General features: G+C 75.0%; 22 protein-coding genes. 10 read left to right on the top strand and 12 right to left on the bottom strand.

From position 1 onward, the window contains the following. Positions 1-19 precede the first annotated feature (19 nt). Positions 20-511, top strand: a complete 492-nt coding sequence (locus ACZ6CZ_RS10440; RefSeq protein WP_469017591.1) for an NUDIX domain-containing protein — start codon at positions 20-22, stop codon at positions 509-511. Positions 512-578: 67 nt separating this feature from the next. Then, a complete protein-coding gene (locus tag ACZ6CZ_RS10435; protein ID WP_469017588.1) occupies positions 579-1,304 on the top strand; it encodes an SIR2 family NAD-dependent protein deacylase in 726 nt (241 codons plus the stop codon). 123 nt (positions 1,305-1,427) lie between these two features. On the opposite strand, the gene ACZ6CZ_RS10430 is transcribed toward ACZ6CZ_RS10435, so the two are convergent. The 6 genes from ACZ6CZ_RS10430 to ACZ6CZ_RS10405 all read right to left on the bottom strand — a co-directional run bounded on the left by ACZ6CZ_RS10430 (position 1,428) and on the right by ACZ6CZ_RS10405 (position 8,280). Next, entirely contained in the window at positions 1,428-1,910 is a 483-nt protein-coding gene (locus tag ACZ6CZ_RS10430; RefSeq protein ID WP_469017907.1) for a methylated-DNA--[protein]-cysteine S-methyltransferase, read from the bottom strand. Between the two features lie 5 nt (positions 1,911-1,915). Further along, positions 1,916-3,421, bottom strand: coding sequence for an AlkA N-terminal domain-containing protein (locus ACZ6CZ_RS10425; protein ID WP_469017585.1), 1,506 nt, complete (start codon positions 3,419-3,421; stop codon positions 1,916-1,918). A 69-nt stretch (positions 3,422-3,490) separates the two neighbouring features. Continuing rightward, positions 3,491-4,000: an O-acetyl-ADP-ribose deacetylase gene (locus tag ACZ6CZ_RS10420; protein ID WP_469017582.1), complete on the bottom strand. Its 510-nt coding sequence runs from the start codon at positions 3,998-4,000 to the stop codon at positions 3,491-3,493. Next, complete coding sequence (locus tag ACZ6CZ_RS10415) at positions 3,997-5,406, bottom strand: phytoene desaturase family protein (RefSeq protein ID WP_469017579.1); 1,410 nt, start codon at positions 5,404-5,406, stop codon at positions 3,997-3,999. The genes ACZ6CZ_RS10420 and ACZ6CZ_RS10415 overlap by 4 nt, the downstream gene beginning before the upstream one ends. 87 nt (positions 5,407-5,493) lie before the next feature. Then, on the bottom strand, positions 5,494-6,339 hold the full coding sequence (locus ACZ6CZ_RS10410) for an inositol monophosphatase family protein (RefSeq protein WP_469017576.1): 846 nt from the start codon (positions 6,337-6,339) through the stop codon (positions 5,494-5,496). Between the two features lie 129 nt (positions 6,340-6,468). Beyond that, positions 6,469-8,280 carry a gamma-glutamyltransferase family protein gene (locus tag ACZ6CZ_RS10405; RefSeq protein WP_469017573.1) on the bottom strand — a complete coding sequence of 604 codons (1,812 nt, stop codon included), beginning with the start codon at positions 8,278-8,280 and terminating at the stop codon, positions 6,469-6,471. 344 nt (positions 8,281-8,624) lie between these two features. On the opposite strand from ACZ6CZ_RS10405, the gene ACZ6CZ_RS10400 reads away from it, so the two are divergent. The 8 genes from ACZ6CZ_RS10400 to ACZ6CZ_RS10365 all read left to right on the top strand — a co-directional run bounded on the left by ACZ6CZ_RS10400 (position 8,625) and on the right by ACZ6CZ_RS10365 (position 14,901). Continuing rightward, the gene (locus ACZ6CZ_RS10400) at positions 8,625-9,290 is read left to right on the top strand and encodes a hypothetical protein (protein ID WP_469017570.1); all 666 of its coding nucleotides are present in this window, start codon (positions 8,625-8,627) and stop codon (positions 9,288-9,290) included. Positions 9,291-9,376: 86 nt separating this feature from the next. Continuing rightward, positions 9,377-9,901: an SRPBCC family protein gene (locus ACZ6CZ_RS10395; protein WP_469017567.1), complete on the top strand. Its 525-nt coding sequence runs from the start codon at positions 9,377-9,379 to the stop codon at positions 9,899-9,901. Next, entirely contained in the window at positions 9,894-11,513 is a 1,620-nt protein-coding gene (locus tag ACZ6CZ_RS10390) for a phytoene desaturase family protein (RefSeq protein ID WP_469017565.1), read from the top strand. Before ACZ6CZ_RS10395 ends, ACZ6CZ_RS10390 begins: the two co-directional genes overlap by 8 nt. A gap of 90 nt (positions 11,514-11,603) precedes the next feature. After that, positions 11,604-12,059: a hypothetical protein gene (locus ACZ6CZ_RS10385; protein WP_469017562.1), complete on the top strand. Its 456-nt coding sequence runs from the start codon at positions 11,604-11,606 to the stop codon at positions 12,057-12,059. A gap of 113 nt (positions 12,060-12,172) precedes the next feature. Continuing rightward, complete coding sequence (locus ACZ6CZ_RS10380; RefSeq protein WP_469017560.1) at positions 12,173-13,051, top strand: SDR family oxidoreductase; 879 nt, start codon at positions 12,173-12,175, stop codon at positions 13,049-13,051. A gap of 105 nt (positions 13,052-13,156) precedes the next feature. Further along, positions 13,157-13,411 (top strand): hypervirulence associated TUDOR domain-containing protein, encoded by a 255-nt coding sequence (locus ACZ6CZ_RS10375; protein ID WP_469017558.1) that lies wholly within the window; start codon positions 13,157-13,159, stop codon positions 13,409-13,411. A gap of 63 nt (positions 13,412-13,474) precedes the next feature. Then, positions 13,475-13,963 carry an MSMEG_6728 family protein gene (locus ACZ6CZ_RS10370; protein ID WP_469017555.1) on the top strand — a complete coding sequence of 163 codons (489 nt, stop codon included), beginning with the start codon at positions 13,475-13,477 and terminating at the stop codon, positions 13,961-13,963. Positions 13,964-14,037: 74 nt separating this feature from the next. Continuing rightward, the gene (locus tag ACZ6CZ_RS10365) at positions 14,038-14,901 is read left to right on the top strand and encodes an oxygenase MpaB family protein (protein ID WP_469017904.1); all 864 of its coding nucleotides are present in this window, start codon (positions 14,038-14,040) and stop codon (positions 14,899-14,901) included. Positions 14,902-14,919: 18 nt separating this feature from the next. Here ACZ6CZ_RS10365 and ACZ6CZ_RS10360 read toward each other — a convergent pair whose 3' ends face one another. The 6 genes from ACZ6CZ_RS10360 to ACZ6CZ_RS10335 form a co-directional block, all read right to left on the bottom strand. Further along, on the bottom strand, positions 14,920-16,452 hold the full coding sequence (locus ACZ6CZ_RS10360; RefSeq protein WP_469017552.1) for an NCS1 family nucleobase:cation symporter-1: 1,533 nt from the start codon (positions 16,450-16,452) through the stop codon (positions 14,920-14,922). Between the two features lie 139 nt (positions 16,453-16,591). Next, positions 16,592-17,611 carry a TIGR03842 family LLM class F420-dependent oxidoreductase gene (locus tag ACZ6CZ_RS10355; protein ID WP_469017550.1) on the bottom strand — a complete coding sequence of 340 codons (1,020 nt, stop codon included), beginning with the start codon at positions 17,609-17,611 and terminating at the stop codon, positions 16,592-16,594. Between the two features lie 9 nt (positions 17,612-17,620). Beyond that, on the bottom strand, positions 17,621-19,060 hold the full coding sequence (gene hydA, locus ACZ6CZ_RS10350) for a dihydropyrimidinase (RefSeq protein WP_469017547.1): 1,440 nt from the start codon (positions 19,058-19,060) through the stop codon (positions 17,621-17,623). A 173-nt stretch (positions 19,061-19,233) separates the two neighbouring features. After that, complete coding sequence (locus tag ACZ6CZ_RS10345; RefSeq protein ID WP_469017544.1) at positions 19,234-20,517, bottom strand: aspartate aminotransferase family protein; 1,284 nt, start codon at positions 20,515-20,517, stop codon at positions 19,234-19,236. After that, positions 20,514-21,356 (bottom strand): nitrilase-related carbon-nitrogen hydrolase, encoded by an 843-nt coding sequence (locus tag ACZ6CZ_RS10340; protein WP_469017541.1) that lies wholly within the window; start codon positions 21,354-21,356, stop codon positions 20,514-20,516. The genes ACZ6CZ_RS10345 and ACZ6CZ_RS10340 overlap by 4 nt, the downstream gene beginning before the upstream one ends. A 188-nt stretch (positions 21,357-21,544) precedes the next feature. Then, positions 21,545-22,999: a hypothetical protein gene (locus tag ACZ6CZ_RS10335; protein ID WP_469017538.1), complete on the bottom strand. Its 1,455-nt coding sequence runs from the start codon at positions 22,997-22,999 to the stop codon at positions 21,545-21,547. Between the last annotated feature and the right edge of the window lie 326 nt (positions 23,000-23,325).

The following is a 23,325-nucleotide window of genomic DNA, read 5'->3' as shown; positions in this document are numbered from 1 at the left end:
GCGCGTTAGCCTCTCCAGAATGAGCACCACGGACTTCGCCACCTACATCGCGAGCCTGCCCCGCGTCCTGGCCGGCGCCGCCGCCCTGTTCCGGGACGCGCAGGGGCGGGTGCTGCTCGTCGAGCCGAACTACCGCGAGGGCTGGGCGCTGCCGGGCGGGACGGTCGAGTCGGACGACGGCGAGACCCCGCGCCAGGGCGCGCGCCGTGAGACGGCCGAGGAGATCGGCCTGGACAAGGAGCTGGGCCGGCTGCTGGCGGTGGACTGGGTGCACGGCACCGGGCGGCCGCCGCTGGTGGCGTACCTGTACGACGGCGGTGTGCTCACCGAGGCCGAGTTCGCGGCGATCCGCCTCCAGGAGGAGGAGCTGCTGTCCTGGCGGCTGGTGCCCCGCGAGGAGCTGGCCGCCCACCTCCCGGGCGCCCTGGGCCGCCGGGTGCTGACCGCGCTGGACGTGCTGGCCGAGGGGTCGGGCACGGCGGAGCTGGAGAACGGGCACCGGGTGGCGTGAGCGGCGTGCCGCGCCCGGTGCGATATCCGTTCGCGGCGCCGGGCGCGTCCCGCCTACCCTCGGCGGCATGACCAGGCCCCTCGTCGCCCTCCTCAGCGGTGCCGGTGTGTCCACGGACTCCGGCATCCCCGACTACCGCGGCCCCGACGGGCTGTGGCGGCGGGACCCCGAGGCGGAGAAGCTCGTGACGTACGACTTCTACATGGCCGACCCGGAGATCCGCCGCCGGGCGTGGCGGATGCGGCGCGCGACCGGCGCGCTGGACGCGCAGCCCAACGCCGCGCACCGGGCGGTGGCCGAGCTGGAGCGCTCGGGCGTGCCGGTGCGGGTGATCACGCAGAACGTCGACGGACTGCACCAGCTCGCCGGGCTGCCCGCCCGCAAGGTGCTGGAACTGCACGGCACCGCACGGCAGGTGGTGTGCACCGGGTGCCACGCCCGCGGGCCCATGACGGACGCCCTGGCCCGGGTCGAGGCCGGGGAGGACGATCCGGCGTGCCTGGTGTGCGGCGGGGTGCTGAAGCCGGCGACGGTGATGTTCGGCGAGCGGCTCGACCCCGTGGTGCTGGGCGAGGCCGTCGCCGTCACCAAGGCCTGCCAGGTGTTCATCGCCGTCGGCACCAGCCTCCAGGTGCAGCCCGCCGCCGGGCTGGCCGGTGTCGCCGCGGATCACGGGGCCCGGCTGGTCATCGTCAACGCCGAGCCGACGCCCTACGACGACCGGGCCGACGAGGTCGTCCGCGAACCGATCGGCACCGCCCTGCCACGGCTGCTGCGCGGGCTGAGCGACTGAGGCCTGTCGTCTGGATCAGGTCGGCGGAGCGGAGCTGCGCCTTTCGGCCGACCCGAGCCCCGCGACGCCGACATGATCCGAACGACAGGCCCTGGGGGCTTTCGGCTGTCGGCCGACCCCGGGTCAGAAGAGGGCCGACGCGCTCTCGAAGTCCAGCAGGCGCCGCTTGCGGTCCAGGCCGCCGCCGTAGCCCGTCAGGCCGCCGCCCGCGCCGACGACGCGGTGACAGGGGACGATGATGCCGACCGGATTGCGCCCGTTGGCCAGGCCGACGGCGCGGGAGGCGGCGGGGTTGCCGAGGGCGCCGGCCAGTTCGCCGTAGGAGCGGGTCTCGCCGTAGGGGATCGTGCGCAGGTGGTTCCAGACCGAGCGCTGGAACGGGGTGCCGGTGAGGCGGAGTTCGAGGGTGAACCGCGTCAGCTCGCCCGCGAAGTAGGCGGCCAGCTGCTCCCGCGCCGCGCCGAACGGCGTGTCGTCGCGGGCGCCGAAGCTCTCCTGCGGCGGGCGGTGGCGCTGTCCGGCCATGTACAGGCCGCACAGGACGCCGTCGTCGGCCACCAGGGTGAGGGGGCCGTAGGGGCTGTCCACCACGGTGTGGTGCTTCACGGGGGTCATCGCGAACATCCTTGCTCGGGGAGGAAGTTGATCGGGTGGCTGTCGGTCGCCCACAGGTACTGGACGGCGTACGCCCGCCAGGGCCGCCAGGCGGCCGCCCGGGCGGTGAGCGCGGCCGGGGTGGCGGGCAGGCCCAGTTCCCGGGCGGCGCGGCGGACGCCGAGGTCGGTGGGGAGGAAGGCGTCGGGGTCGCCGAGCGCGCGCATGGCGATGACGTCGGCGGTCCAGGGGCCGAAGCCGGGCAGGGCGAGGAGGCGGGCGCGGGCCTCGGCGCGGTCGCACTCGACGCCCAGGGGCAGGCTGCCGTCGGCCAGCCGGCCGACGAGGGTGGTGAACGTGGTGCGCCGGCTCCGCGGCATCGCCAGGGACTCGGGGTCCACCGCCGCGAGCGCCCCGGGCGTGGGGAAGAGGTGGGTCAGGCCGCCCTCGGGGTCGTCGACCCGGTCGCCGTGCGCGGTGACCAGGCGGGCGGCGTGGGTGCGGGCGGCGGCGGTGGAGACCTGCTGCCCGAGGACGGCGCGGACGGCGAACTCGGCCTCGTCGACGGTGCGCGGCACCCGGCGCCCGGGAGCCTTGTCCACCAGCGGGGCGAGCACCGGATCGGCGCGCAGCTGCTCGTCGACGGCGACCGGGTCGGCGTCCAGGTCGAGCAGCCGGCGGCACCGGCTGATGGCCACGGTCAGGTCGCGCAGGTCGCTGAGGGTGAGCAGGCAGGCGATGTGGTCGGGGCGCGGCGCCAGGGCGACCACCGCGTGGCCGTACGGCAGGCGCAGGGTGCGCCGGTAGGCGCCGTCGCGCCACTCCTCCACGCCGGGTACGGCCGTGGCGGCCAGGTGGCCGAAGAGGTTGTCGGGGTGGAGCGGGGCGCGGAAGGGCAGCCGCAGGCGGATCGTCCCGGGTGCGGCCGCCGGCGCCGCCGGGTCGGTGCGCGGCGTCCGGGCGCGCAGGTCGCTCGGGGAGAGGGCGAAGACCTCGCGCACGGTGTCGTTGAAGGCGCGGACGGAGGAGAAGCCGGCCGCGAAGGCGATCTCCGCCATCGGCAGCGGGGTCGTCTCGACGAGCAGGCGGGCGGTCTGGGCGCGCTGGGCCCGGGCCAGCGCGAGCGGGCCGGCGCCCAGCTCGGCCAGCAGCTGGCGCTCGATCTGCCGGGTGCTGTAGCCGAGGCGGGCGGCGAGTCCGGGCACGCCCTCGCGGTCCACGACGCCGTCGGCGATGAGCCGCATGGCACGGGCGACGAGGTCGGCGCGCAGGTTCCACTCCGGGGACCCGGGGCCGGCGTCGGGGCGGCACCGCTTGCAGGCCCGGAAGCCCGCCTGCTGGCAGGCGGCCGCGCTCGGGTGGAACGTCATGTTCTCCGCCTTGGGCGGGACCACCGGGCAGCTGGGCCGGCAGTAGATCCGCGTGGTCAGCACGGCGGTGTAGAACCAGCCGTCGAACCGCGCGTCCTTGGACCGCACGGCGCGTACGCAGTGCTCCCGGTCGAGATGCATCCCTGTCCGCATGCCTCAAGGATCGGCCAGGGCGGGCCGTGGGGCTGGCGGGAATCCGACACGTGCGTCGCGGCGCGGGGCTCAGTCCAGCTGGGCGGCGAAGGCCTGGTGGGCCCGGTCGTCGAAGAGGACGAAGCGGACCTCCTCGACGGTGGTGTGCGTGGCATGGACCGTCTCCACGGCGATGCGGGCGCCGTCGTCGATCGGCCAGCCGTAGACGCCGGTGGAGATGGCCGGGAAGGCGACCGTGCGGGCCCCGAGTCCGGCGGCCAGCCTCAGGGACTCGCGGTAGCAGGAGGCCAGCAGCGCGGAGCGGTCCTCGGTGGCGGACCAGACCGGGCCGACGGTGTGGATGACCCAGCGTGCGTCCAGGTCGCCCGCGGTGGTGGCGACCGCCTGCCCGGTCGGCAGGCCTCCGCCGTAGTGGGAGGCGCGCAGCCGGCGGCAGTCCTCCAGGATGGCCGGGCCGCCGCGCCGGTGGATGGCGCCGTCGACGCCACCGCCGCCGAGGAGGGAGGAGTTGGCCGCGTTGACGAGGGCATCGGCGCGCTGCCGGGTGAGGTCGCCGCGGACGAGGGTGAGGGTGGTCATGTCTGCCGCAGCCTCCGCCAGACGGCCTTGGCCGCGTTGTGGCCCGGCATGCCGTGCACGCCGGGGCCGGGCGGGGTGGCCGAGGAGCAGATGAAGACGGCCGGGTGCGGGGTGCCGTAGGGGAACAGCGAGAGCTTGGGGCGCAGCACGCTCTGGAGGCCGGAGACCGCGCCGGAGGCGATGTCGCCGCCGACGTAGTTGGCGTTGCGGGCGGCGAGTTCGGGCGGGCCGGCGGTGGCGCGGGCCAGGACCAGGTCGCGGAAGCCGGGGGCGAAGCGCTCCAGCTGGCGCTCGATGACGTCGGTGAGGTCGCCGTCCCAGCCGTTGGGCACGTGGCCGTAGGCCCAGAAGACCTGCTTGCCCTCGGGGGCGCGGCCCGGATCGGCCACGCCGGGCTGCACGGTGATCAGGAACGGCTTGTCGGGGGCGCGGGCGGTGCGGGAGGCGGCGTGCAGGGCGGCCGCGATCTCCGTGTGGTCGGCGCCGATCTGCACGGTGCCGGCCCGGCGGGCCTCGGGCGCGGTCCAGGGGACGGGGCCGTCCAGGGCGTAGTCGACCTTGAAGACGCCGGGGCCGTAGCGGTAGCCGTCGTAGTGGCCGCCGAAACCGGCGATGCGGGCGAGGGCGGTGGGCGAGGTGTCGAAGACGTACGCCCGCGCGGGCGGCAGGTCGTCGAGGCGCTTGACCTCGTAGTCGGTGTGCACGGCGCCGCCGAGGTCGGTGAGGTAGGCGGCCAGGGCGTCGGAGATCGACTGGGAGCCGCCGCGGGCCACGGGCCAGCCGCGGGCGTGCGCCGCGAGGGCGAAGACCAGTCCGATGGCGCTGGTGGCGAGGCCGCCGAGCGGGGCCATCACATGGGCGACCAGGCCGGCGAAGAGGGTCTTGGCCCGCTCGTCGCGGAACCGGCGCATCAGCCAGGTGGAGGGCGGCAGCCCCGCCAGGCCGAAGCGGGCGAGCGTGACGGGGTCGCGGGGCAGCGCGGTCAGCGGCAGGGACATGAAGTCCCGTGCCAGCGTGTCCCACGTGGGCAGGAAGGGTCGCACCAGCCGGCGGTACGCGCCCGCGTCGCGCGGCCCGAAGGAGGCGGCCGTCTCGGCCACGGAGCGGGCCAGCACGGCGGCGGTGCCGTCCGGGAACGGGTGCGCCATCGGCAGCGGGGGGTGCAGCCACTCCAGGCCGTAGCGCGCCAGGGGCATGGTGCGGAACACGGGCGAGTTGACGCCGAGCGGGTGGGCGGCGGCACACGGGTCGTGGCGGAAGCCCGGGAGGGTCAGCTCCTCGGTGCGGGCACCGCCGCCCACCGTGTCCTTCGCCTCGAACAGGGCGACGGAGAAGCCACGGCGGGCCAGCTCCACGGCGGCCGTCAGCCCGTTGGGCCCCGCACCCACCACGACCGCATCGAGCATCGACGCCACCTTGGGACCCCTTCGTCAGCCGATGGCCACTGCGGATCAGGATATGCCGCACGGCCGGGACTTCCCCGCCCGGGTGCCTCAGGAAGCCCCGCGCAGCAGGTCCGCCACCCGGCGGGCGGTCGCGGTGTCACGGGCCGCGGTGAACGGCAGCGCGTTGCGGCCGGTGACGCGGAACGGTTCGCCGCTCAGGGTGAGGTGGGCGCCGCCCGCCTCCTCGACGAGCAGCAGGCCCGCCGCGTGGTCCCAGGCGGCCTCCCAGGAGAAGGCGACGGCGTCGAGCTCGCCGCGGGCGACGGCGAGGTACTCCAGCCCCGCGGAGCCGCAGGGGCGCGGGCGCACGCCGTCGGTCCACAGGGCGCGCAGGGCGCGCTTCTGCGGCTCGGTGGTGTAGTCCGGGTGGGAGGTGGCCAGGGCGAGGCCGGCTCCGGGCGCGGGCGGCCCGGCGAACAGCCGCTCGCCGTCGAGGAACGCACCGCGGCCGCGCACCGCGGTGGCGAACTGGCCACGGGCGGCGGCGTAGGTCCAGGAGGCGTGGACGGTGCCGCGCCGGGCGAGCGCGACGAGCGTGCAGAAGCCGTCGTCGCCGTGCACGAACTGGCGGGTGCCGTCGACGGGGTCGACGATCCAGACCGGCGCGTCGCCCTGGAGCGCCTCGTACGTCGCCGGGTCGGCGTGCACCGCCTCCTCGCCGACCACGACGGAGCCGGGCAGCAGGGCGCCGAGGGTCTCGGTGAGCTGCCGTTCGGCGAGGCGGTCGGCGTCCGTCACCAGGTCGTGGGGGCCGCTCTTGTGGTCGATCTCGTGCGCGGCCAGGCGGCGGAAGCGGGGCAGAATCTCGGTCGCGGCCGCCGTGCGGACCGCGTCCTCCACGTCGGCGGCGTGCCGGGTGAGAAACTCGTCGATGGTTTCGGTGTCGTCGATCATGCCTCCATGAGAGCACGCGCCGCTGACAGTCCCCGCCCTGCGGGTGCATCGCCGGTGGAATCGGGCTGAACGGGAGGAAGGGGCGGTCCCGGCTCGCCGGGTGCGCGGGAGGGCGTCATGGGCTTGCTTTCAGCGGCCCACGGCGTAGCCCTGCATGCCGCGCGGGTTGGCGGCGGCCGACAGCACGCCGGTGCGCGGGTCGCGGGCCACCGCGCACAGGCGGCCCTCGGACCAGTCCGGGCCGACGGTGACGTCGTGGCCGCGACGCCGCAGTTCCGCGACCACGGCCGGGTCCAGGCGGGCTTCGACGGTGACGCTGCCGGGGCGGGCGGCGCGCGGGTGGAAGGAGCTGGGGAACGCGTCGTTGTGCCAGTTCGGGGCGTCGACGGCGCCCTGGAGGTCGAGGCCGCCGCGGACCGGGGCGCGCAGCGCGACGGCGAGGAAGAAGTGCAGCTGCCACTGGTCCTGCTGGTCGCCGCCGGGGGTGCCGAACGCCAGCACCGGCTCGCCGTCGCGCAGCGCCAGGGACGGCGTGAGCGTGGTGCGCGGGCGGCGGCCCGGGGTGAGGGTGTTGGGCAGCCCCTCCTCCAGCCAGGCCATCTGCAGCCGGGTGCCGAGCGGGAAGCCGAGTTCGGGCACGACGGGGTTGGACTGGAGCCAGCCGCCGCTCGGGGTGGCGGCGACCATGTTGCCCCAGCGGTCGACGACGTCGAGGTGGCAGGTGTCGCCGAGGGTCGCGCCGCGGGCGGTGACGCCGGGCTCGCCCGGGTCCTGCTGGACGGTCGGCTCGCCCGCACCCAGCGGGCTGAACCCCGGTTCGGCGGGGGCCGCCGCTCCCCCGTGCACGCACAGCCGGGGGGTGCGTCCGCCGGGGCTGCCGGGGCGCAGTTCGCGGGACGCCTCCGGGCCGACGAGGGCCCGCCGGCCGGCGTTGTAGCGGTCCGACAGCAGGTCGGCGAGCGGCACTTCGGCGGCGTCGCCGTACCAGGCCTCGCGGTCGGCCATGGCGAGCTTGCAGCCCTCGACGAGCAGGTGGACGTAGTCGGCGGAGCCGTACGGGGGCAGCTCGGGCGGGAGCAGGGCGAGTTGCTGGAGGAAGGCGGGGCCCTGGCTCCAGGGGCCCGCCTTGCACAGGGTCCAGCCGTTCCAGTCGTACGTGGCGGGCGCCTCGTAGGTCGCGGACCAGCCCGCCAGGTCGGCGGCGGTGAGGGTGCCGGTGTGCCGCTCGCCGCTGGTGTCCAGGGTGGGCCGCGCGGCCTGGCGTACCAGCGCCTCGGCGATGAACCCGCGGCGCCACACCTCGCGGGCGGCGTCGATCCGCGCCTCCCGGTCGCCGGCCCCGGCGGTCTCGGCGAGCAGCCGCCGCCAGGTGGCGGCGAGGACTGGGTTGCGGAAGCGTTCGCCGGGGCGGGGAGCCCGGCCGCCGGGCAGGTACACGCGCGCCGAGGAGGTCCACTCCGTCTCGAACAGCCGCTGTACGGCGCGTACGGTCGCGCCGAGGTTCTCCACGGGCGGGTGCCCGTGTTCGGCGTAGCCGACGGCGTACCGCAGCACGTCGTCGAGGGACTTGGTGCCGTGGTCGCGCAGCAGGAGCAGCCAGGCGTCGAAGGCGCCGGGGACGGCGGCCGCCAGGGGGCCGGTGCCGGGTATCAGGTCCAGGCCCAGCCCGCGGTAGTGCGCGGCCGTGGCGCCGGCCGGTGCGACGCCCTGTCCGCACAGCACGCGCACCTCGCCGCCGGCCGGGGCGAGCAGCACCGGCACCTCGCCGGCCGGTCCGTTGAGGTGGGGTTCCACCACGTGCAGGACGAAGGCGCCGGCGACGGCGGCGTCGAAGGCGTTGCCGCCGCTCTCCAGGACCGCCATCGCCGACTGGGAGGCGAGCCAGTGGGTGGAGGACACCATGCCGAAGGTCCCCTGGAGGGTGGGCCGGGTCGTGAACACGGGCGTGGCTCCTCACGTCTGCGGCGGCGCCACGTCCGCGGCGGCGCCGACGCCGTGATCGTACGCAGTGCCGGGCGGGGCGCCCACGGTCGGACGCGATCGCCCCGGGTCGCCGGGCGGCCGCCGGAGAATCGGCGACGGGCGGAACCGACGGCCGGGAAAGTGCCGGGAAACCGCGGGGAGAAGGGAGATTTCACTGCCAATCGCCCGGGGAGCGCACCGAAGGGGAGCCGGCACTTCCGCGCCACGGACAGTCGTGTGACACTGACGTCCCCGTCTGACACTGACGTTCCCGTCCGCCGTGCGGACCCGCTCCGCACTCCCCGCCCCGTGAGAAGTGCGCCGTGCCTTCCCTTCCCCTGCCGCTCGCCCTGGCCGCGCGCCTGACGCCGGTCGCCGTCCTCGCCTGTGCCGGCTGGGCGCTGACGTCGGATCCGGCCGTCCCGTCCGCGTCGGGCCCCCGCACGGCCCAGGACGCCCCCGCCCGGCCGGCCTCCACGCCCTCGGCGACCGCGGCCCCCAAGGTCTACGCCGGTGCTCCCGCGCCCTGCCGCAGCGTGGCCGCGGCGACCGTCAAGTCCCTGGTGCCGGGGGCCGCGACGGCCGGCAAGGAGATCCCGTCGACGGACACCGAGGTGCGCCGCACCTGCTCCTGGAACGCCCTCAAGGGCTACGACTACCGCTGGCTCGACGTCTCCTTCGAGATACTCGGCTCCGATGCGGCGGCCCGCGCGGAGTACACGCGGCGGCTGGCGCAGAAGAGCGGTGGCGGGGACGTCCCGGGCCTCGGGGACAGCGCGTACTCGGTGGTGAACCTGACCACCGAGGACAAGCAGCAGACACGTGAGGGCGTGGTGGTGGCCCGGCTCTCCAACGCCCTGGTGGTCGTCACCTACAACGGCAGCGACTTCGAGACGAAGAAGGCGCCGGGCACCGACGAGATCAACAAGGGCGCCATCAAGGCGGCGAAGAACGCCGTCGCGGCACTGCGGGGCGGCGCGGCGGACTGAGCCGTCACCCGGGCGCATGGTTGAGCCCGCGCGCGGGTGGGCACTCGGCGGGGACGTGAGAGTCGGCCGAGTGCGGGGAGGCGTACGTGGCGGTCCGTCATCGTCTGGTCAAAGCGAGTCCGGCGGCGGTGTGGGAAGTCCTCGCCGACGGCAGCCGGTACGCCGAATGGGTGGTGGGCACCGCGTCCTCCCGCCCCACGCGCGGACAGTGGCCGCAGCAGGGCGCCGCCCTCCAGTACGAGGTCCGGCTGGGCCCGGTGCGGCTCAGCAACGAGACCGTCGTACGGCGCTGCCGTGAGGGCTCGGAGCTGGAGCTGGAGGCGCAGGCGGGGGTCCTGGGCAGCGCCCGGATCGCGATCGAGCTGCGCGAGTGGGGCGAGCACTGCCTGGTGATCGTCGACGAGCACCCGTTGCAGGGTGCGGGCGGCACCCTGCACAACATGGGCTTCGAGGCGATGATCCAGCTGCGCCACCGGGCCATGCTCGCCCGTCTCGCACACCTGTGCGAAGAGACCGAGGAGGCCGAGGAGTCCGGGGCGGCCCGGAGCGCGGACGCCGCCGGCGCCGGGAGGCGTGCCGCCGGCGGTCACGGCGGTGCCCGACATGCCTGACGCCGTGGTGATCGGGGCCGGCCCCAACGGGCTGGTCGCCGCGAACCTGCTGGCCGACGCCGGCTGGAGCGTGCAGGTTTTGGAGGAACAGCCCGAGCCCGGCGGCGCGGTCCGGCACGACCGCGGGGTCGATCCCGACTTCGTCAGCGACCTCTTCAGCTCCTTCTACCCGCTGGCGGCCGCGTCCCCCGTGCTGGCCGGCCTGCGGCTGCAGGACCACGGGCTGCGCTGGAGCCACGCCCCGCACGTGTTGGCCCACCCGCTGAGCGACGACAGGTGCGCCGTGCTGGACCGGCGGATCGACGTCACCGCCGCGTCCCTCGAGGAGTTCGCGCCCGGCGACGGGGCGGCCTGGCGCCGGCTGCACTCGATGTGGCAGGACCTGCGCCGCGACCTGCTGGAGTGCCTGTTCACACCGTTCCCCCCGGTGCGGGCCGGTGCCCGGCTGGCGCTGCGGCTGCGGGCCGCGGGCGGCCTGCGGATGGCCCGGTCCCTGGTGCTGCCGGTGCGGCGGCTGGGCGAGGAGGAGTTCCGCGGCGAGGGCGGCCGGCTGCTGCTGGCCGGCAACGCACTGCACGCCGACCTCGCCCCCGAGGCGGCGGGCAGCGGGGGCTTCGGCTGGCTGATGTCGATGCTGGGACAGTCGTACGGCTTCCCGGTGCCGGTCGGCGGGGCCGGCGCGCTCACCGAGGCGCTGTTGCGGCGGCTGGCCGTCCGCGGCGGGCAGGTGCGCTGCGGGGAGCGCGTCACCGAGGTCGTCGTCCGCGACGGCCGGGCGGTGGGGGTGCGCACCGCCGGCGGCGAGACCGTGACCGCGAGCCGGGCCGTGCTGGCGGACGTCTCGGTGCCCGCCCTGTACGGCCACCTGGTCCGCCCCGAGCACCTGCCCGGCCAGGTGCTGGAGGATTTGCGCCGCTTCCAGTGGGACTTCGCCACCTTCAAGGTCGACTGGGCGCTGGACGGCCCGGTGCCGTGGCGGGCCGGGCAGGCGGCGCGGGCCGGGACCGTCCACCTGGCCGACGGGGTCGACGAACTCACCCGGTTCGCCGCCCAGATCGCCATGCACCAGGTGCCCGAGCGGCCCTTCGCCCTCTTCGGCCAGATGACCACGTCGGACGCCACGCGCTCCCCGCAGGGCACCGAGTCCGCGTGGGCCTACACCCACGTCCCCCAGGAGGTCCGCGGGGACGCCGGGGGCGAGGGCATCACCGGGGACTGGGGACCCGCGGACCAGGAACGCATGGCGGACCGGATGGAGAGCCAGGTGGAGCGGTTCGCACCCGGATTCCGCTCCCTGGTCCGCTCCCGGCGCATCCTGGCCCCGACCACCCTCCAGTCGCTGGACGCCAATCTCCACGGCGGCGCCATCAACGGCGGTACCACCGCCCTGCACCAGCAGCTGGTGTTCCGGCCCGTGCCGGGCACCGGGCGCCCGGAGACCCCCGTCAGGGGCCTGTTCCTGGCCTCCGCGGGCGCCCACCCGGGCGGCGGTGTGCACGGCGGGCCCGGCGCCAACGCGGCCCGCGCGGTGCTCCGCGCGCACCGCGCACCCGGCCTGGCACGCGCCCAGCGCCTGCTGGCCCGGCGCGACCGCACCGGACGGAAACGCTGACGACACGGCGGACGCGGCCCGGCCAGGAGCCGGACGCACGGTACGAGCAGGACGAGGAGACGGCATGAGCACAGAGCAGGACGGAACAGCATGAGCACAGAGCAGGACGCCGGACCCGACCGGTGCCACCGGCGGCCCGACGGGGTCGGCGACAAGACCGTCGAGGCCCTCGGCGCGCTGTCGAAGGCGCTGGAGACGACCGAGCGGGCCCGCGGCCACCTGTACGGATTCCACCAGCTGACCGGCACCGCCGACCTCGAGCTGGACCGGGCGGTGCGGCTGCTGCGCGAGGCCGGGCACGACCGCTGGGCCGACGAGGTGGAGACGCAGATCCTCGGGCGCAACGTCATTCCCGGCCACTGGACGTTCCAGATCGTCGAGGCGTACAACGACACCTACTACCGCCCGTTCCAGCAGCTGGAGACCGCCGCCGTGCGGGAGCTGGCCGGGGGGCGCGACCATCTGTACGAGGCGGAGATGAAAGAGGCCCGCCGCACCACGGGACACCCCGACCACACCGCCCGCCCGGCCGACGAACGGACTTAGGACCTGCCGCATCCGGGCGGCGGCGCGCGCCGGAAACACCACCGGAAGGCCCCTCGTGACCGCATGACCGCCATGACCGGCGCGCGGGGCACCCGGGAAGGGAGGACGGAGCCGTGCGGAGCAGTCCCCTGAAGGACCGGACGGTCGTGGTGACCGGCGCGGCACGCGGCGTGGGCGCCGCGTTCGCCCGCGAGGCCGCCCGGCGGGGCGCGAACCTGGCGTTGCTCGGCCACGAGAAGGACCGGCTCGACGCCCTCGCGGCCGACCTGCCGGGCCGGGCCCTGGCCGTCGAGGTCGACGTCACCGACGACCCGGCCCTGCGGACCGCCGCCCGTGAGGTGCGCGCCCGGCTCGGGCCCGCCTCCGCCGTCGTCGCCAACGCGGGCATCGCCGAGGGCGGCCCGTTCGCCTCCTCCGACCCGGCCGACTGGCGCCGGGTGGTCGACGTGAACCTCACCGGCAGCGCCCAGACGGCCCGCGTGTTCCTGCCCGACCTCCTCACGACGGCCGGCTACTACCTCCAGGTCGCCTCGCTGGCCGCGATCGGTGCCGCTCCCATGATGAGCGCCTACTGCGCCTCCAAGGCCGGCGTGGAGGCCTTCGCGCACTCCCTGCGCGCGGAGGTGGCCCACCGCGGCGTGGGCGTGGGCATCGCCTACCTGAACTGGACGGACACCGACATGATCCACGACGCCGACCGCTACCCCGTGCTGCGCGAGCTGCGCGGTCACATGCCGTCGCCGGCCCGTCGGGTCTACCCGGTCGAGACGGTCGCCGCCCGCATGGTGGACGGCCTGGAGCGCCGCCGTACCGCCGTGTACGCGCCGGCGTGGCTGCGGCTGGCGCAGCCGGTGCGGGCCGCCATGCCGCCGGTCGTGATGCGGGTGGCGCGCCGCGAACTGCCCCGCCTGGAGGCCACCGAGCCGTTCCGGCCCACCGGGCTGCTCGGCGCGGGCGGACAGGCCGACGACGCGACGCGGGCCTCGGCCTGACAACCCCCGAAGACGTCCCCTGGGACGCCGGAGAACGCCGGCGGAAGGAGAGTGGGATCAGGACCTGACGAGGAAGGCACGTCGACGAGCGAAGGGAGCGGCACCATGGCCGCGAGCGGCAAGGGCAAGGGCAAGAGCGGCAAGCAGGGCGGGGACGACGGGCTCGCCGAGGGCGACGAGGTCACCTGGAAGAGCCACGGCTCCACCGCGGAGGGAAAGGTCGAGCGGAAGATCACCCGCAGGACGGAGGCCGCCGGCCGCACGGTGGACGCCTCCCCCGAGGACCCGCAGTACGAGGTCCGCAGCGAGAAATCGGGCAACTCGGCCGTCCACAAGCCGTCCGCCCTGCGCAAGAAGTGAGCGCCCCGGCGCGGCGGGCCCGCCCGTACCGCCCGCCGCGCCCCACCGGAGAGGACGACGCCCATGCAGACGTTCCTGCCCGATCCCGACTTCCACCGCTCGGCCCTGCTGCTGGACCGCCGCCGGCTCGGCAAGCAGCGGGTCGAGGCGCTCCAGGTGCTGCGCGGGCTGACCGTGCCGGGCTACGGCTGGCGCCGGCATCCGGCGGTCCGCATGTGGGCCGGGTACGAGGAGGCGCTGGTCCGCTACGGCCTGGAGATCTGCCGGGTGTGGCGGGAGCAGGGCCATCAGGACAGCTGCGCCGCCTCGCTCGTCGCCGGTCTGGCGGCGTGCCGGCCGGGCGCCCCGGTGCGTGACCAGGACGCGCTCGCGGAGGCCGGGGAGCTGCCGCCGTGGCTCGGTGACGAGGCCTTCCACCGCAGTCACCGGTCCGCGCTGGTCCGCAAGGACCCGGAGGTGTACGCCGCCGAGTTCCCGGGGGTGCCGGACGACCTGCCGTACGTGTGGCCGCGGTCGGACCGGGAGCGCGGTGCCACGCCCGCCTCCCGGTGACGGCGTCGGCGTCGGCGTCGGCGTCAGTGGGTAGGGAAAGACATGCGGGGAACGACGGGAGGCGGGGAGTGGACGTGCTGCCGGACGTGCGGGCCCGCCTGGGCACGGTGCTGTTCCGCCGGGTCGCGGGACCGGACGGGGCTGCCCTGCGCGCCCGTATCCACCACACCCCCGGCCCCCGCTGGTTCGGGCCCGACCGCCCCATCCGCACCGTCCACGGCGACGCCTCGATGTTCGTCGGCGGGGTCGCCGCGCTGCTGCTGCAGTCCCTGCACCCGCTCGCCATGGCGGCCGTGGCCGGGCACTCGGGCTACCGCGGCGATCCCTGGGGCCGGTTGCAGCGCACCAGCGCCTTCCTGGCCGTGACGACGTACGGGACGGCGGCGCACGCACAGCGGGCGGTCGACGACGTGCGCGCCATCCACGAGCGGGTGCGCGGCACCACGGCCGGCGGCGAGCCCTACCACGCGGCCGACCCCCACCTGCTGGGCTGGGTGCACGCGGCCGAGGCCGACTGCTTCCTGCGCGCCCACCAGCGCTACGGCGCCCGCCCGCTGGACGACGCGGGCCAGGACGCCTACGTCGCCGACACCGCGCGGGTGGCCGAGCGGCTGGGCGTGGTCGACCCCCCGCGCGACCGCGACGCCCTGGCCGCGCGCCTGGCGGCCTACCGGCCCGAGCTGCGGGCCACCGCCGACGCCCGCGCCGCGGCGCGCTTCCTGCTGCTTCAGCCGCCCGTGCCCCTCGTGGTGCGGCCCCCGTACGCCGTCCTGGCCGCGAACGCCGTGACGCTGCTGCCTCCCTGGGCCCGGAGCCTGCTGCGGCTGCCGCCGCTCCCGGTGGTCGAGGGCCTCGCGGTGCGCCCGGCCGGGCAGCTGCTCACGCGCACCATCCGCTGGGCGATGACCCCGCCGCCGGCCGCGGGGGCGGCCGGCTGAAGCGGTCGCCCCGCGCGCTCACCCGGTCGCCGGGCGTCCGGTCAGCCGGGTCAGCCGGGTCAGCGCCAGATACAGCACCAGTGAGGTGCCCAGGCCCACCGCCCAGCCGTAGTCGGCCAGCGGGGACAGCGCCGGGACGGGCCGGCCGTCGATCAGCGGGTCGAGACGGGCGCCGCCGACGGCCAGCACCCCGCCGGACAGGAAGGCGGCGACCGCCCGCCAGTTCCAGCCGCCCCGGTACCAGTACCGCCCGTCCCTGCGGTAGAGGTCGCCCAGGTCCAGGCGGGTGCGGCGCAGGACCCAGTAGTCGGCGACGAGGATGCCGGCGACCGTGCCCAGCAGGCCGCCGACCAGACCGAGCCAGGTGAAGATGTAGCCCCGCGGGTCGGAGTACAGCTTCCACGGCAGGATCAGCACGCCGAGCACGCAGGTGGCGAGGGCGCCGGCCCGGAAGCCGATCCTGCGGGGCGCGATGTTGGAGAAGTCGAAGGCCGGGGAGACCAGGTTGGCCGCGATGTTCACCGACAGGGTGGCGACCAGGACCGTGACCAGTGCGTAGACCAGCCCGACCGCGTTGTCCGTGCGGGCGGCCAGCTGCACCGGGTCCCAGATCGCGGTCCCGTACACCGCCTGCGACCCGGAGGTGACCAGCACCGACAGGAAGGCGAAGAGGGTCATGGTGGTCGGCAGGCCGAGCGCCTGGCCCCAGGTCTGGGCCCGCTGGCTCCTCCCGTACCGGGTGAAGTCCGGGATGTTCAGCGACAGGGTGGACCAGAAGCCGATCATGCCCATCAGGGAGGGCCAGAACAGCTTCCAGAAGTCACCGCCCCAGCCCAGTTTGGAGGGCTGGTCGAACAGCGGGCCGAGCCCGCCGGCCCGGCTGCTCATCCACCACAGCATCACGAACGCGCCGGCCAGCACGAAGGGCGCCGCCCAGTTCTCGAAGCGGCGGACGGTCTCCATGCCCCGGCAGATGATCGCGACCTGGAGCGCCCAGAACACCGCGAACGACAGCCACATCGTCCAGGGGTGGCCCCCGATGTGCGACGCGTTCGCCCAGCCGCCCCCGATCAGCTTGCCGGCCAGGAAGTAGATCGCCTCGCCGCCGATCCAGGTCTGGATGCCGAACCAGCCGCAGGCCACCAACGCCCGTACGACGGCGGGCAGGTTGGCGCCGCGTACACCGAAGGACGCGCGGGCGAACACCGGGAACGGGATGCCGTACTTCGGTCCGGCGTGCCCGGTGAGCAGCATGGGCACCAGCACGATCAGGTTGGCCAGGGCGATGGTGAACACGGCCTGCTTCCAGTCCATGCCCACCGCGATCAGCCCGGACGCCAGGGTCCAGGAGGCCGTGTTGTGGGCCATGCCGACCCACAGCGCGCAGAAGTTGTACGTGGTCCAGGTGCGCCGGGCCGTGGGGACCGGCAGCAGGTCCTCGTTGGCGTAGGGACCGCCGGGCGGCGGGGTGCCGGGGGCGAGTTCCACGCGTCCGTCGGGGAGGGTGACGTGTCCGGGGGCCGGTATGGCGGGTGGTGCGGTGTCGGTCATGGGCTGGCCAATCGGGATGAGGTGGGTCGTCAGAGGCCGTGCGGGCACCAGCCCCCTCCCCGGGACGGCGGGGAGGGGAGACCAAGGGGGGTGTGGGGGCTCAGCGGGGTCCGGAACCGGACAGGGGGGAGCGGGTCGGTCAGGAGTTGACCGCCGGGATGATCTCCCGGCCGTAGGCGTCGATGGTGGTCTCCTGCGCGTCGTGCATGTCGTAGACGGCGAACTGGTCGACGCCCAGGGCGCGCAGCGCGGTCAGCTTCTCGATGTGCTTCTCGGCGGGGCCGATGACGCAGAAGCGGTCCACGATCTCGTCGGGCACGAACGCGGTGTCGGGGTTGCCGCTGCGCCCGTGGTGGGAGTAGTCGTAGCCCTGCCGTGCCCGGATGTAGTCGGTGAGTTCGGCGGGGACCAGGGAGGAGTGCTCGCCGTACCGGGTGACCAGGTCGGCGACGTGGTTGCCGACCATGCCGCCGAACCAGCGGCACTGGTCGCGGGCGTGGGCGAGCGCCGCGGGCGAGTCGTCCTCGGTGACGTAGGCGGGGGCCGCGACGCAGATGGTCACCTCGGCCGGGTCGCGCCCAGCGGCGACGGCGGCGTCCTTGACGGCCTTCACCATGTACTCGGTCAGGTACAGGTCGGCCAGCTGGAGGATGAACCCGTCGGCCTCCTCGCCGGTCATCCTGAGCGCCTTCGGCCCGTACGCGGCCATCCAGACCGGGAGTCGGGCGCCCTCCTTGACCCAGGGGATCTTGAGCTTGGTGCCGCCCAGGTCGGCCTCGCGGCCGCCGGCGAGGGCCCGGATGACCTTCATGGCCTCGCTGATGCGCGCGAGGGTGTTGGGCTTGCGGCCCGCCACCCGCATGGCGGAGTCGCCGCGGCCGATGCCGCACACCGTGCGGTTGCCGAACATGTCGTTGAGGGTGGCGAAGGTGGACGCGGTGACCTCCCAGGTGCGGGTGCCCGGGTTGGTGACCATGGGGCCGACCTTCAGCCTGGAGGTGTTGGCCAGGATCTGGCTGTAGATCACGAACGGCTCCTGCCAGAGCACGGCGGAGTCGAACGTCCAGCCGTGGGTGAACCCGTTGCGCTCGGCGCGCTTCATCAGGCTGACGACGCGCGAGGCCGGCGGGTCGGTCTGCAGGACGAGTCCGAAGTCCATGGGCCACTCCTAGCCGAGGTACTGACAGGTGGAGCGGGGGGTGAAGACGCCGTGACCGGGGCGTCCGGTGTACTCCCGCTGGTCGATGACGAGTTCGCCGCGTGAGAGCACGCTCTCCACCCGGCCGGTCGTGCGCCTGCCCTCGTACGCCGAGTAGTCGACGTTCATGTGGTGCGTGGCCGCGGACATCACCTGTTCGGCGTGCGGGTCGTAGATCACCACGTCGGCGTCGGCGCCCGGGGCGATGGTGCCCTTCTTCGGGTACAGGCCGAACATGCGGGCCGGGGTGGCGCAGGCGATCTCGATCCAGCGGCGGCGCGAGATGTGCCCGTCGAGGACGGCCTGGTGCAGCAGGTCCATCCGGTTCTCCACGCCCGGCAGACCGTTGGGGATCTTGGAGAAGTCGCCGCGGCCCAGCTCCTTCTGGCCGGTGAAGCAGAAGGGGCAGTGGTCGGTGGAGACCACCTGGAGGTCGTTGGTGCGCAGGCCCCTCCACAGCGCCGCCTGGTGCTCGCGGGGCCGCAGGGGCGTGCTGCACACGTACTTGGCGCCCTCGAAGTCCGGCTCGGCGAGGTTGTCGGTGGACAGGAACAGGTACTGCGGGCAGGTCTCGCCGAACACGGGCAGGCCCTCGTCGCGCGCCCGGGTCAGCTCGGCGACCGCCTCCTGCGCCGAGACGTGCACGACGTACAGCGGGGCGCCCGCGACCTGGGCGAGCCTGATGGCGCGGTGCGTCGCCTCCGCCTCCAGCAGGGCCTTGCGGACCTCGCCGTGGTAGCGGGGGTCGGACTGGCCGCGGGCGAGGGCCTGTTCGACGAGGACGTCGATGGCGATGCCGTTCTCCGCGTGCATCATGATCAGGCCGCCGTTGTCCGCGCAGCGCTGCATCGCCCGCAGGATCTGCCCGTCGTCGCTGTAGAAGACGCCCGGGTAGGCCATGAACTGCTTGAAGGACGTGACGCCTTCCCCGACCAGGCGGTCCATCTCCTTCAGCGTGCCCTCGTTCACGTCGGAGACGATCATGTGGAAGCCGTAGTCGACGGCGCAGTTGCCCTCGGCCTTCGCGTGCCAGGCGTCCAGGCCCTCGCGCAGGGTGTGCCCGACGCTCTGCACCGCGAAGTCGATGATCGTGGTGGTCCCGCCCCAGGCGGCGGCCCGGGTGCCGGTCTCGAAGGTGTCGGAGGCGAAGGTGCCGCCGAAGGGCAGCTCCATGTGCGTGTGGGCGTCGACGCCGCCCGGCAGGACGTACTTGCCGGTGGCGTCGATGACCCTCCCCCACCCCTCGTGCGGGGGCGCCCCGCTCTCGCCGCGCCCGGCGGTGAGGGCGTCGGCGGCCGGGGTGGCGGAGGCGGCGAGGGCGGCGACGCGGCCGTCCTCGATCAGGACGTCGGCGTGGATCTCGTCCGACGCGGTGATGACGAGACCACCGCGGATGACGGTACGGCTCATGCTCCCTCTCCTTGCGGTCGTGACCCCACCGGCGGCGCGGTCAGGGGCGCGTGGGTGCCGGGGGCGCGATTCCGGTACGACGGCGGGCGGCCGGGCGGCGCCGGGGGCCGCGGGGCACGCCGTCCGCCGCGGACCGCTCCCCCGCCCGGCGCCGGCGCGGGCCCCGGCGCGCCCTAATGGACGCTCCTCAGCGCCGCTTCGAGGATGTCGGCGCCCTCCTCGGCCTCCGCGACGGTCAGCGACAGCGGCGGGGCGATGCGCAGCGCGCTGGTGGAGTGGCCGCCGCCCTTGCCGATGAGCAGGCCGGCGTCGCGGGCCGCCTCCAGCACGGCGGCGGCTGCCTGCGGATCGGCCTCGTCGGTGCCCGGCCTCACCAGCTCGACGCCGATCATGAGTCCGCGTCCGCGCACCTCACGGACACCGGGGAGCTGGGCGGCGACGGTCCGCAACCGTTCGATGAGCAGTCCGCCGACCCGGCGGGCGTTGCCCTGGAGGTCGTGCTCCAGCAGGTAGGTGAGGTTGGCGAGGCCCGCGGCCATGGTGATCTGGGTGCCGCCGAAGGTGGAGATGCTGTTGGCGTCCAGGCAGTTCATGATCTCGGCGCGGGCGATCACCCCGCCGATGGACATGCCGTTGCCGATGCCCTTGGCGAAGGTGACGATGTCGGGCGGCCCGCTGCGGGCGTGCGCCTGCCAGCCCCAGAAGTGCTCCCCCGTGCGGCCCCAGCCGGTCTGCACCTCGTCGGCGATCCACAGGATGCCGTGCTCGTTCAGCACCTCGCGGAAGGCGGCGTAGAGACCGTCGGGCGGGGAGGTGAAGCCGCCGACGCCCTGCACGGGTTCGGCGATCAGCGCGGCGGGCGGGCGGGTGTGGCCGAGGAGGTCCCTCAGGTCCTCGACGCAGGCGGCGATGAAGGCCCGGTCGTCCAGCGCGGCGTACGGTCCGCGGGTGCGGACGCCGCCGTGGACGTAGAGGGTCTGCAGCGGGGACAGGGAGGTCGGGGACCAGGCGCGGTTGCCGGTGATGCCGACCGCGCTGAAGGAGCGGCCGTGGTAGCTGTTGCGCATCGCCAGGATCGTGTGGGAGCGCCGGTAGGTGGTGGCGAGCAGCAGCGCGGTGTCGTTGGCCTCGGTGCCGGAGGTGGTGAAGAAGACGCGGGCGTCCGGGATGCCGCTCAGCCGGGCGACGCGCTCGGCGAGTTCGACCATCGGCCGGTTGAGGTAGAGGGTGGAGGAGTGGATGATCCGCCCCGCCTGCTCGCTCACCGCCTTCGTCACCTCGGGCAGCGCGTGCGCGGTCATCGTGGTGAGGATGCCGCCGAAGAAGTCCAGGTAGCGCCGGCCGCTCGCGTCCCAGACGTGGCGGCCCTCGCCGTGCGTGATCTCCAGGGGGTCGTCGTAGTAGAGGGCGAGCCAGTCGGGGAGGACGCCGCGGTGGCGGGCGTAGAGGTCGTTCACGGCCGCACCAGCCCGTCGTAGGCGTCCGGGCGGCGGTCGCGGTAGAACGCCCACTGCCGGCGGACCTCGTCGATGAGGTCGAAGTCGAGGTCGCGCACCAGGAGTTCCTCCTCGGTGTCGCCGGCGGTGTCGCCGACGAACTGGCCGCGCGGGTCGACGAAGTAGGACGTGCCGTAGAAGTCGTTGTCCCCGTACTCCTCCTGCCCCACCCGGTTGATGGCGGCGACGAAGTACTCGTTGGCGACGGCCGCCGCGGGCTGTTCCAGGCGCCACAGGTGGGCGGAGAGACCGCGGTGGGTGGCCGACGGGTTGTAGACCAACTGGGCGCCGTTCAGGCCGAGCTGGCGCCAGCCCTCGGGGAAGTGGCGGTCGTAGCAGATGTATACGCCGACCTTCCCGACGGCCGTGTCGAAGACCGGCCAGCCGACGTTGCCGGGCTTGAAGTAGTACTTCTCCCAGAAGCCCTTGACCTGCGGGATGTGGTGCTTGCGGTAGGAGCCGAGGAAGGTGCCGTCGGCGTCGATCACGGCGGCGGTGTTGTAGTAGAAGCCGGACTGCTCGATCTCGAACACCGGCACGACGATGACCATGCCGGTCTCGCGGGCGAGCGCCTGCATGCGCCGCACGGTCGGCCCGTCGGGCACGGGCTCGGCCCAGCGGTAGTGCTCGGGCTCCTGGACCTGGCAGAAGTAGGGGGCGTTGAACACTTCCTGGAAGCCGATGATCCTGGCACCCTGCCGGGCCGCCTCGCGGGCGTGCTCCTCGTGTTTCGCCACCATGGACTCGGTGTCGCCGGTCCAGGTCGCCTGGACCAGAGCGGCACGTACGACATTGGCCATGAGCTGCTCCTTCGGCGGGACGTCAGAGCCTCTACGCCCGTAGACGCGGGCCGTAGAGGGACGAACGTAAGCCTCGCGGACTTCCTTGCCAAGACCATCGTCGTGAACCCGCTGAGTCGATCTCGTTTCACACTCCTGTGGGTGAGCCGGGCGCCGCGGCGCGGGGGCGGGCGGGTACGCCGGCCGGGTCAGGCCGTGAAGCCGGCGACCCGCAGGGCGTGCAGCAGGTCCCAGTGGCGCTCGTCGCCGGCGTCCCGCGCCGCGCGCAGCAGCAGGGGGACCAGGCGATCGGGGCCGGCCTCGGCGCTCCGGGCGGCCTCCTGCGGCGTACGGACCCGGACGTAGGCGCCGAGCAGGGCCGCCACCTCGCGGTCGCGCCCCTCGGCGTCCAGGGCGAGCACCGCCCGGCCGATCTCGGCGGCGTCCCGCGCCACCCCCTGCCGCAGTATCTGCCGCCCGTCGTCCGCCCGCCCCGCCGCGACCAGCGCGTCGGCGGCGGCGACCAGCCGCTCGGGGGGCAGCGACGCGGCCTCCCACAGCAGCGTCGTCCAGTCGGCCTCGAGCCCGGCCCCGTGCAGTGCGCCGGCGAGCGCCGGGATGCGGGCGGGGGGCCACTGTGCGGCCTCCACGAGCAGCACGTGCGCCTCCCCGCTGCGGCCCTGCGCCCGCAGCCGCACCAGCCGCTCCACGGCCGCCGCCGCGGCACGCTCCGCCTCCGGGTCGGCCGCGGGCGGGGCCGGCTCCGCCCGCTCGGGTTCCGCCGCGGCCCCGGCGAACCGGGCGCCCCGCGGGCCACGGCTCCCGGGACCCGCCGCCGGCGCCTCCCCGAGCCCGGGCCCCTGCGGTACGGCGACGGGGGCGTCCGGCGCCTCCGCCATCCCGGCGAAGCGGGCGCTGCCCCGGCGCCGCCTGCGGGGCTTGGCGGAGGCGGCACCGGGGTCCTGGGCGGCGTCGGCGGCGGGCGGTGAGAAGGGCTGCCGGGTGTCCGGGGAGGGCTGCGGGGCGGTGTCCTGCCCGGCGACGGCTCCCGGCCCGGCGTCCTGCCCGGCGACGGGTCCCGGCACGCCGTCGCCCGCCCCGGTCCGCACCACGCGCCCGTCGAAGCCGCGCCGGATGCCCCGGGCGGAGGCGTCCGTCCGCCCGTCCAGCACGGCCAGCCGGGCGCGCAGCTCGGCGCAGCGGGCGCTCGCGCGCGCGTGGTCGTCGTGGGCCCAGGCCAGGTCGAGGCGGAGTGCGTCGGCCTGCTCACCTGGGGCGGCCGCGGCCAGCGAGCGGGTCAGCGCGGCCTGCCGGTCGGCGGCGTACCGCCGCTCGCGGAGCATGACGTCGAGGCGGTCGCCCAGCTCGTCCCGGGCGCCCGGCCGGGCGTCGTACGCCGCCAGCGCGGCCCGGTGCAGGGCACGGGCGCGTTCGGCCTCGGCGTGGGCGGCGGCAGGGCCGTACGCCGCCGCGAGGTCCTGCAGCAGCGCCTCCACCACGTCCCAGGGCGGCAGTTCGCGCCCCTGGACGCAGGCCCGCATGCCCTCCGGGTCGCGCTGCCAGAACACGCCGCACCAGCCGTCGCCCTGGTCCAGGCGGGCCAGCAGACCGTCGAGGTAGTTCGCGAACTCCCGTACCCGCACGGGGAGCAGTTCCACAGCCATCGCCCAACTCCCGCCTGACCGGAGCACTCCGGCCCGTAGGCAACACCAGTCGTGTTACGGCGCTGCTACGCAGAGTTTTCGGTGGCGGTGCCCCGGGAGTCATTGCCGGGGTTTGACCGGGATGGTGGCCGGGGTTCGACCGGCGCTCTGGCCGGAACCGTACGGAGCCGGGAGCCAGGGCCGTACGGGAGCGCGACCGGCGAACCGGATGGAAGGCAGGGCGGGGGCCGGCCCGGGACCGCGACGGGAACCGGACCGGTTTCGCGGCCGGGGCCGGACCGAGACCGTGGCCGGAAGCGAACCGAGGTCATGACTGGAGCCGGGCC

The sequence above is a fragment of the Streptomyces sp. NPDC041135 genome (assembly GCF_055592085.1).
This window is presented reverse-complemented; position numbering and strand designations above follow the sequence as displayed.

Coding starts and splice junctions, on each gene's coding strand:
- ACZ6CZ_RS10440 (WP_469017591.1), top strand. CDS start 20: ATGAGCACCACGGACTTCGCCACCTACATCGCGAGCCTGCCCCGCGTC.
- ACZ6CZ_RS10375 (WP_469017558.1), top strand. CDS start 13,157: ATGGCCGCGAGCGGCAAGGGCAAGGGCAAGAGCGGCAAGCAGGGCGGG.
- ACZ6CZ_RS10410 (WP_469017576.1), bottom strand. CDS start 6,339: ATGATCGACGACACCGAAACCATCGACGAGTTTCTCACCCGGCACGCC.
- ACZ6CZ_RS10360 (WP_469017552.1), bottom strand. CDS start 16,452: ATGACCGACACCGCACCACCCGCCATACCGGCCCCCGGACACGTCACC.
- hydA (WP_469017547.1), bottom strand. CDS start 19,060: ATGAGCCGTACCGTCATCCGCGGTGGTCTCGTCATCACCGCGTCGGAC.
- ACZ6CZ_RS10335 (WP_469017538.1), bottom strand. CDS start 22,999: ATGGCTGTGGAACTGCTCCCCGTGCGGGTACGGGAGTTCGCGAACTAC.
- ACZ6CZ_RS10340 (WP_469017541.1), bottom strand. CDS start 21,356: ATGGCCAATGTCGTACGTGCCGCTCTGGTCCAGGCGACCTGGACCGGC.
- ACZ6CZ_RS10355 (WP_469017550.1), bottom strand. CDS start 17,611: ATGGACTTCGGACTCGTCCTGCAGACCGACCCGCCGGCCTCGCGCGTC.
- ACZ6CZ_RS10370 (WP_469017555.1), top strand. CDS start 13,475: ATGCAGACGTTCCTGCCCGATCCCGACTTCCACCGCTCGGCCCTGCTG.
- ACZ6CZ_RS10435 (WP_469017588.1), top strand. CDS start 579: ATGACCAGGCCCCTCGTCGCCCTCCTCAGCGGTGCCGGTGTGTCCACG.
- ACZ6CZ_RS10420 (WP_469017582.1), bottom strand. CDS start 4,000: ATGACCACCCTCACCCTCGTCCGCGGCGACCTCACCCGGCAGCGCGCC.
- ACZ6CZ_RS10425 (WP_469017585.1), bottom strand. CDS start 3,421: ATGCGGACAGGGATGCATCTCGACCGGGAGCACTGCGTACGCGCCGTG.
- ACZ6CZ_RS10385 (WP_469017562.1), top strand. CDS start 11,604: ATGAGCACAGAGCAGGACGCCGGACCCGACCGGTGCCACCGGCGGCCC.
- ACZ6CZ_RS10415 (WP_469017579.1), bottom strand. CDS start 5,406: ATGCTCGATGCGGTCGTGGTGGGTGCGGGGCCCAACGGGCTGACGGCC.
- ACZ6CZ_RS10390 (WP_469017565.1), top strand. CDS start 9,894: ATGCCTGACGCCGTGGTGATCGGGGCCGGCCCCAACGGGCTGGTCGCC.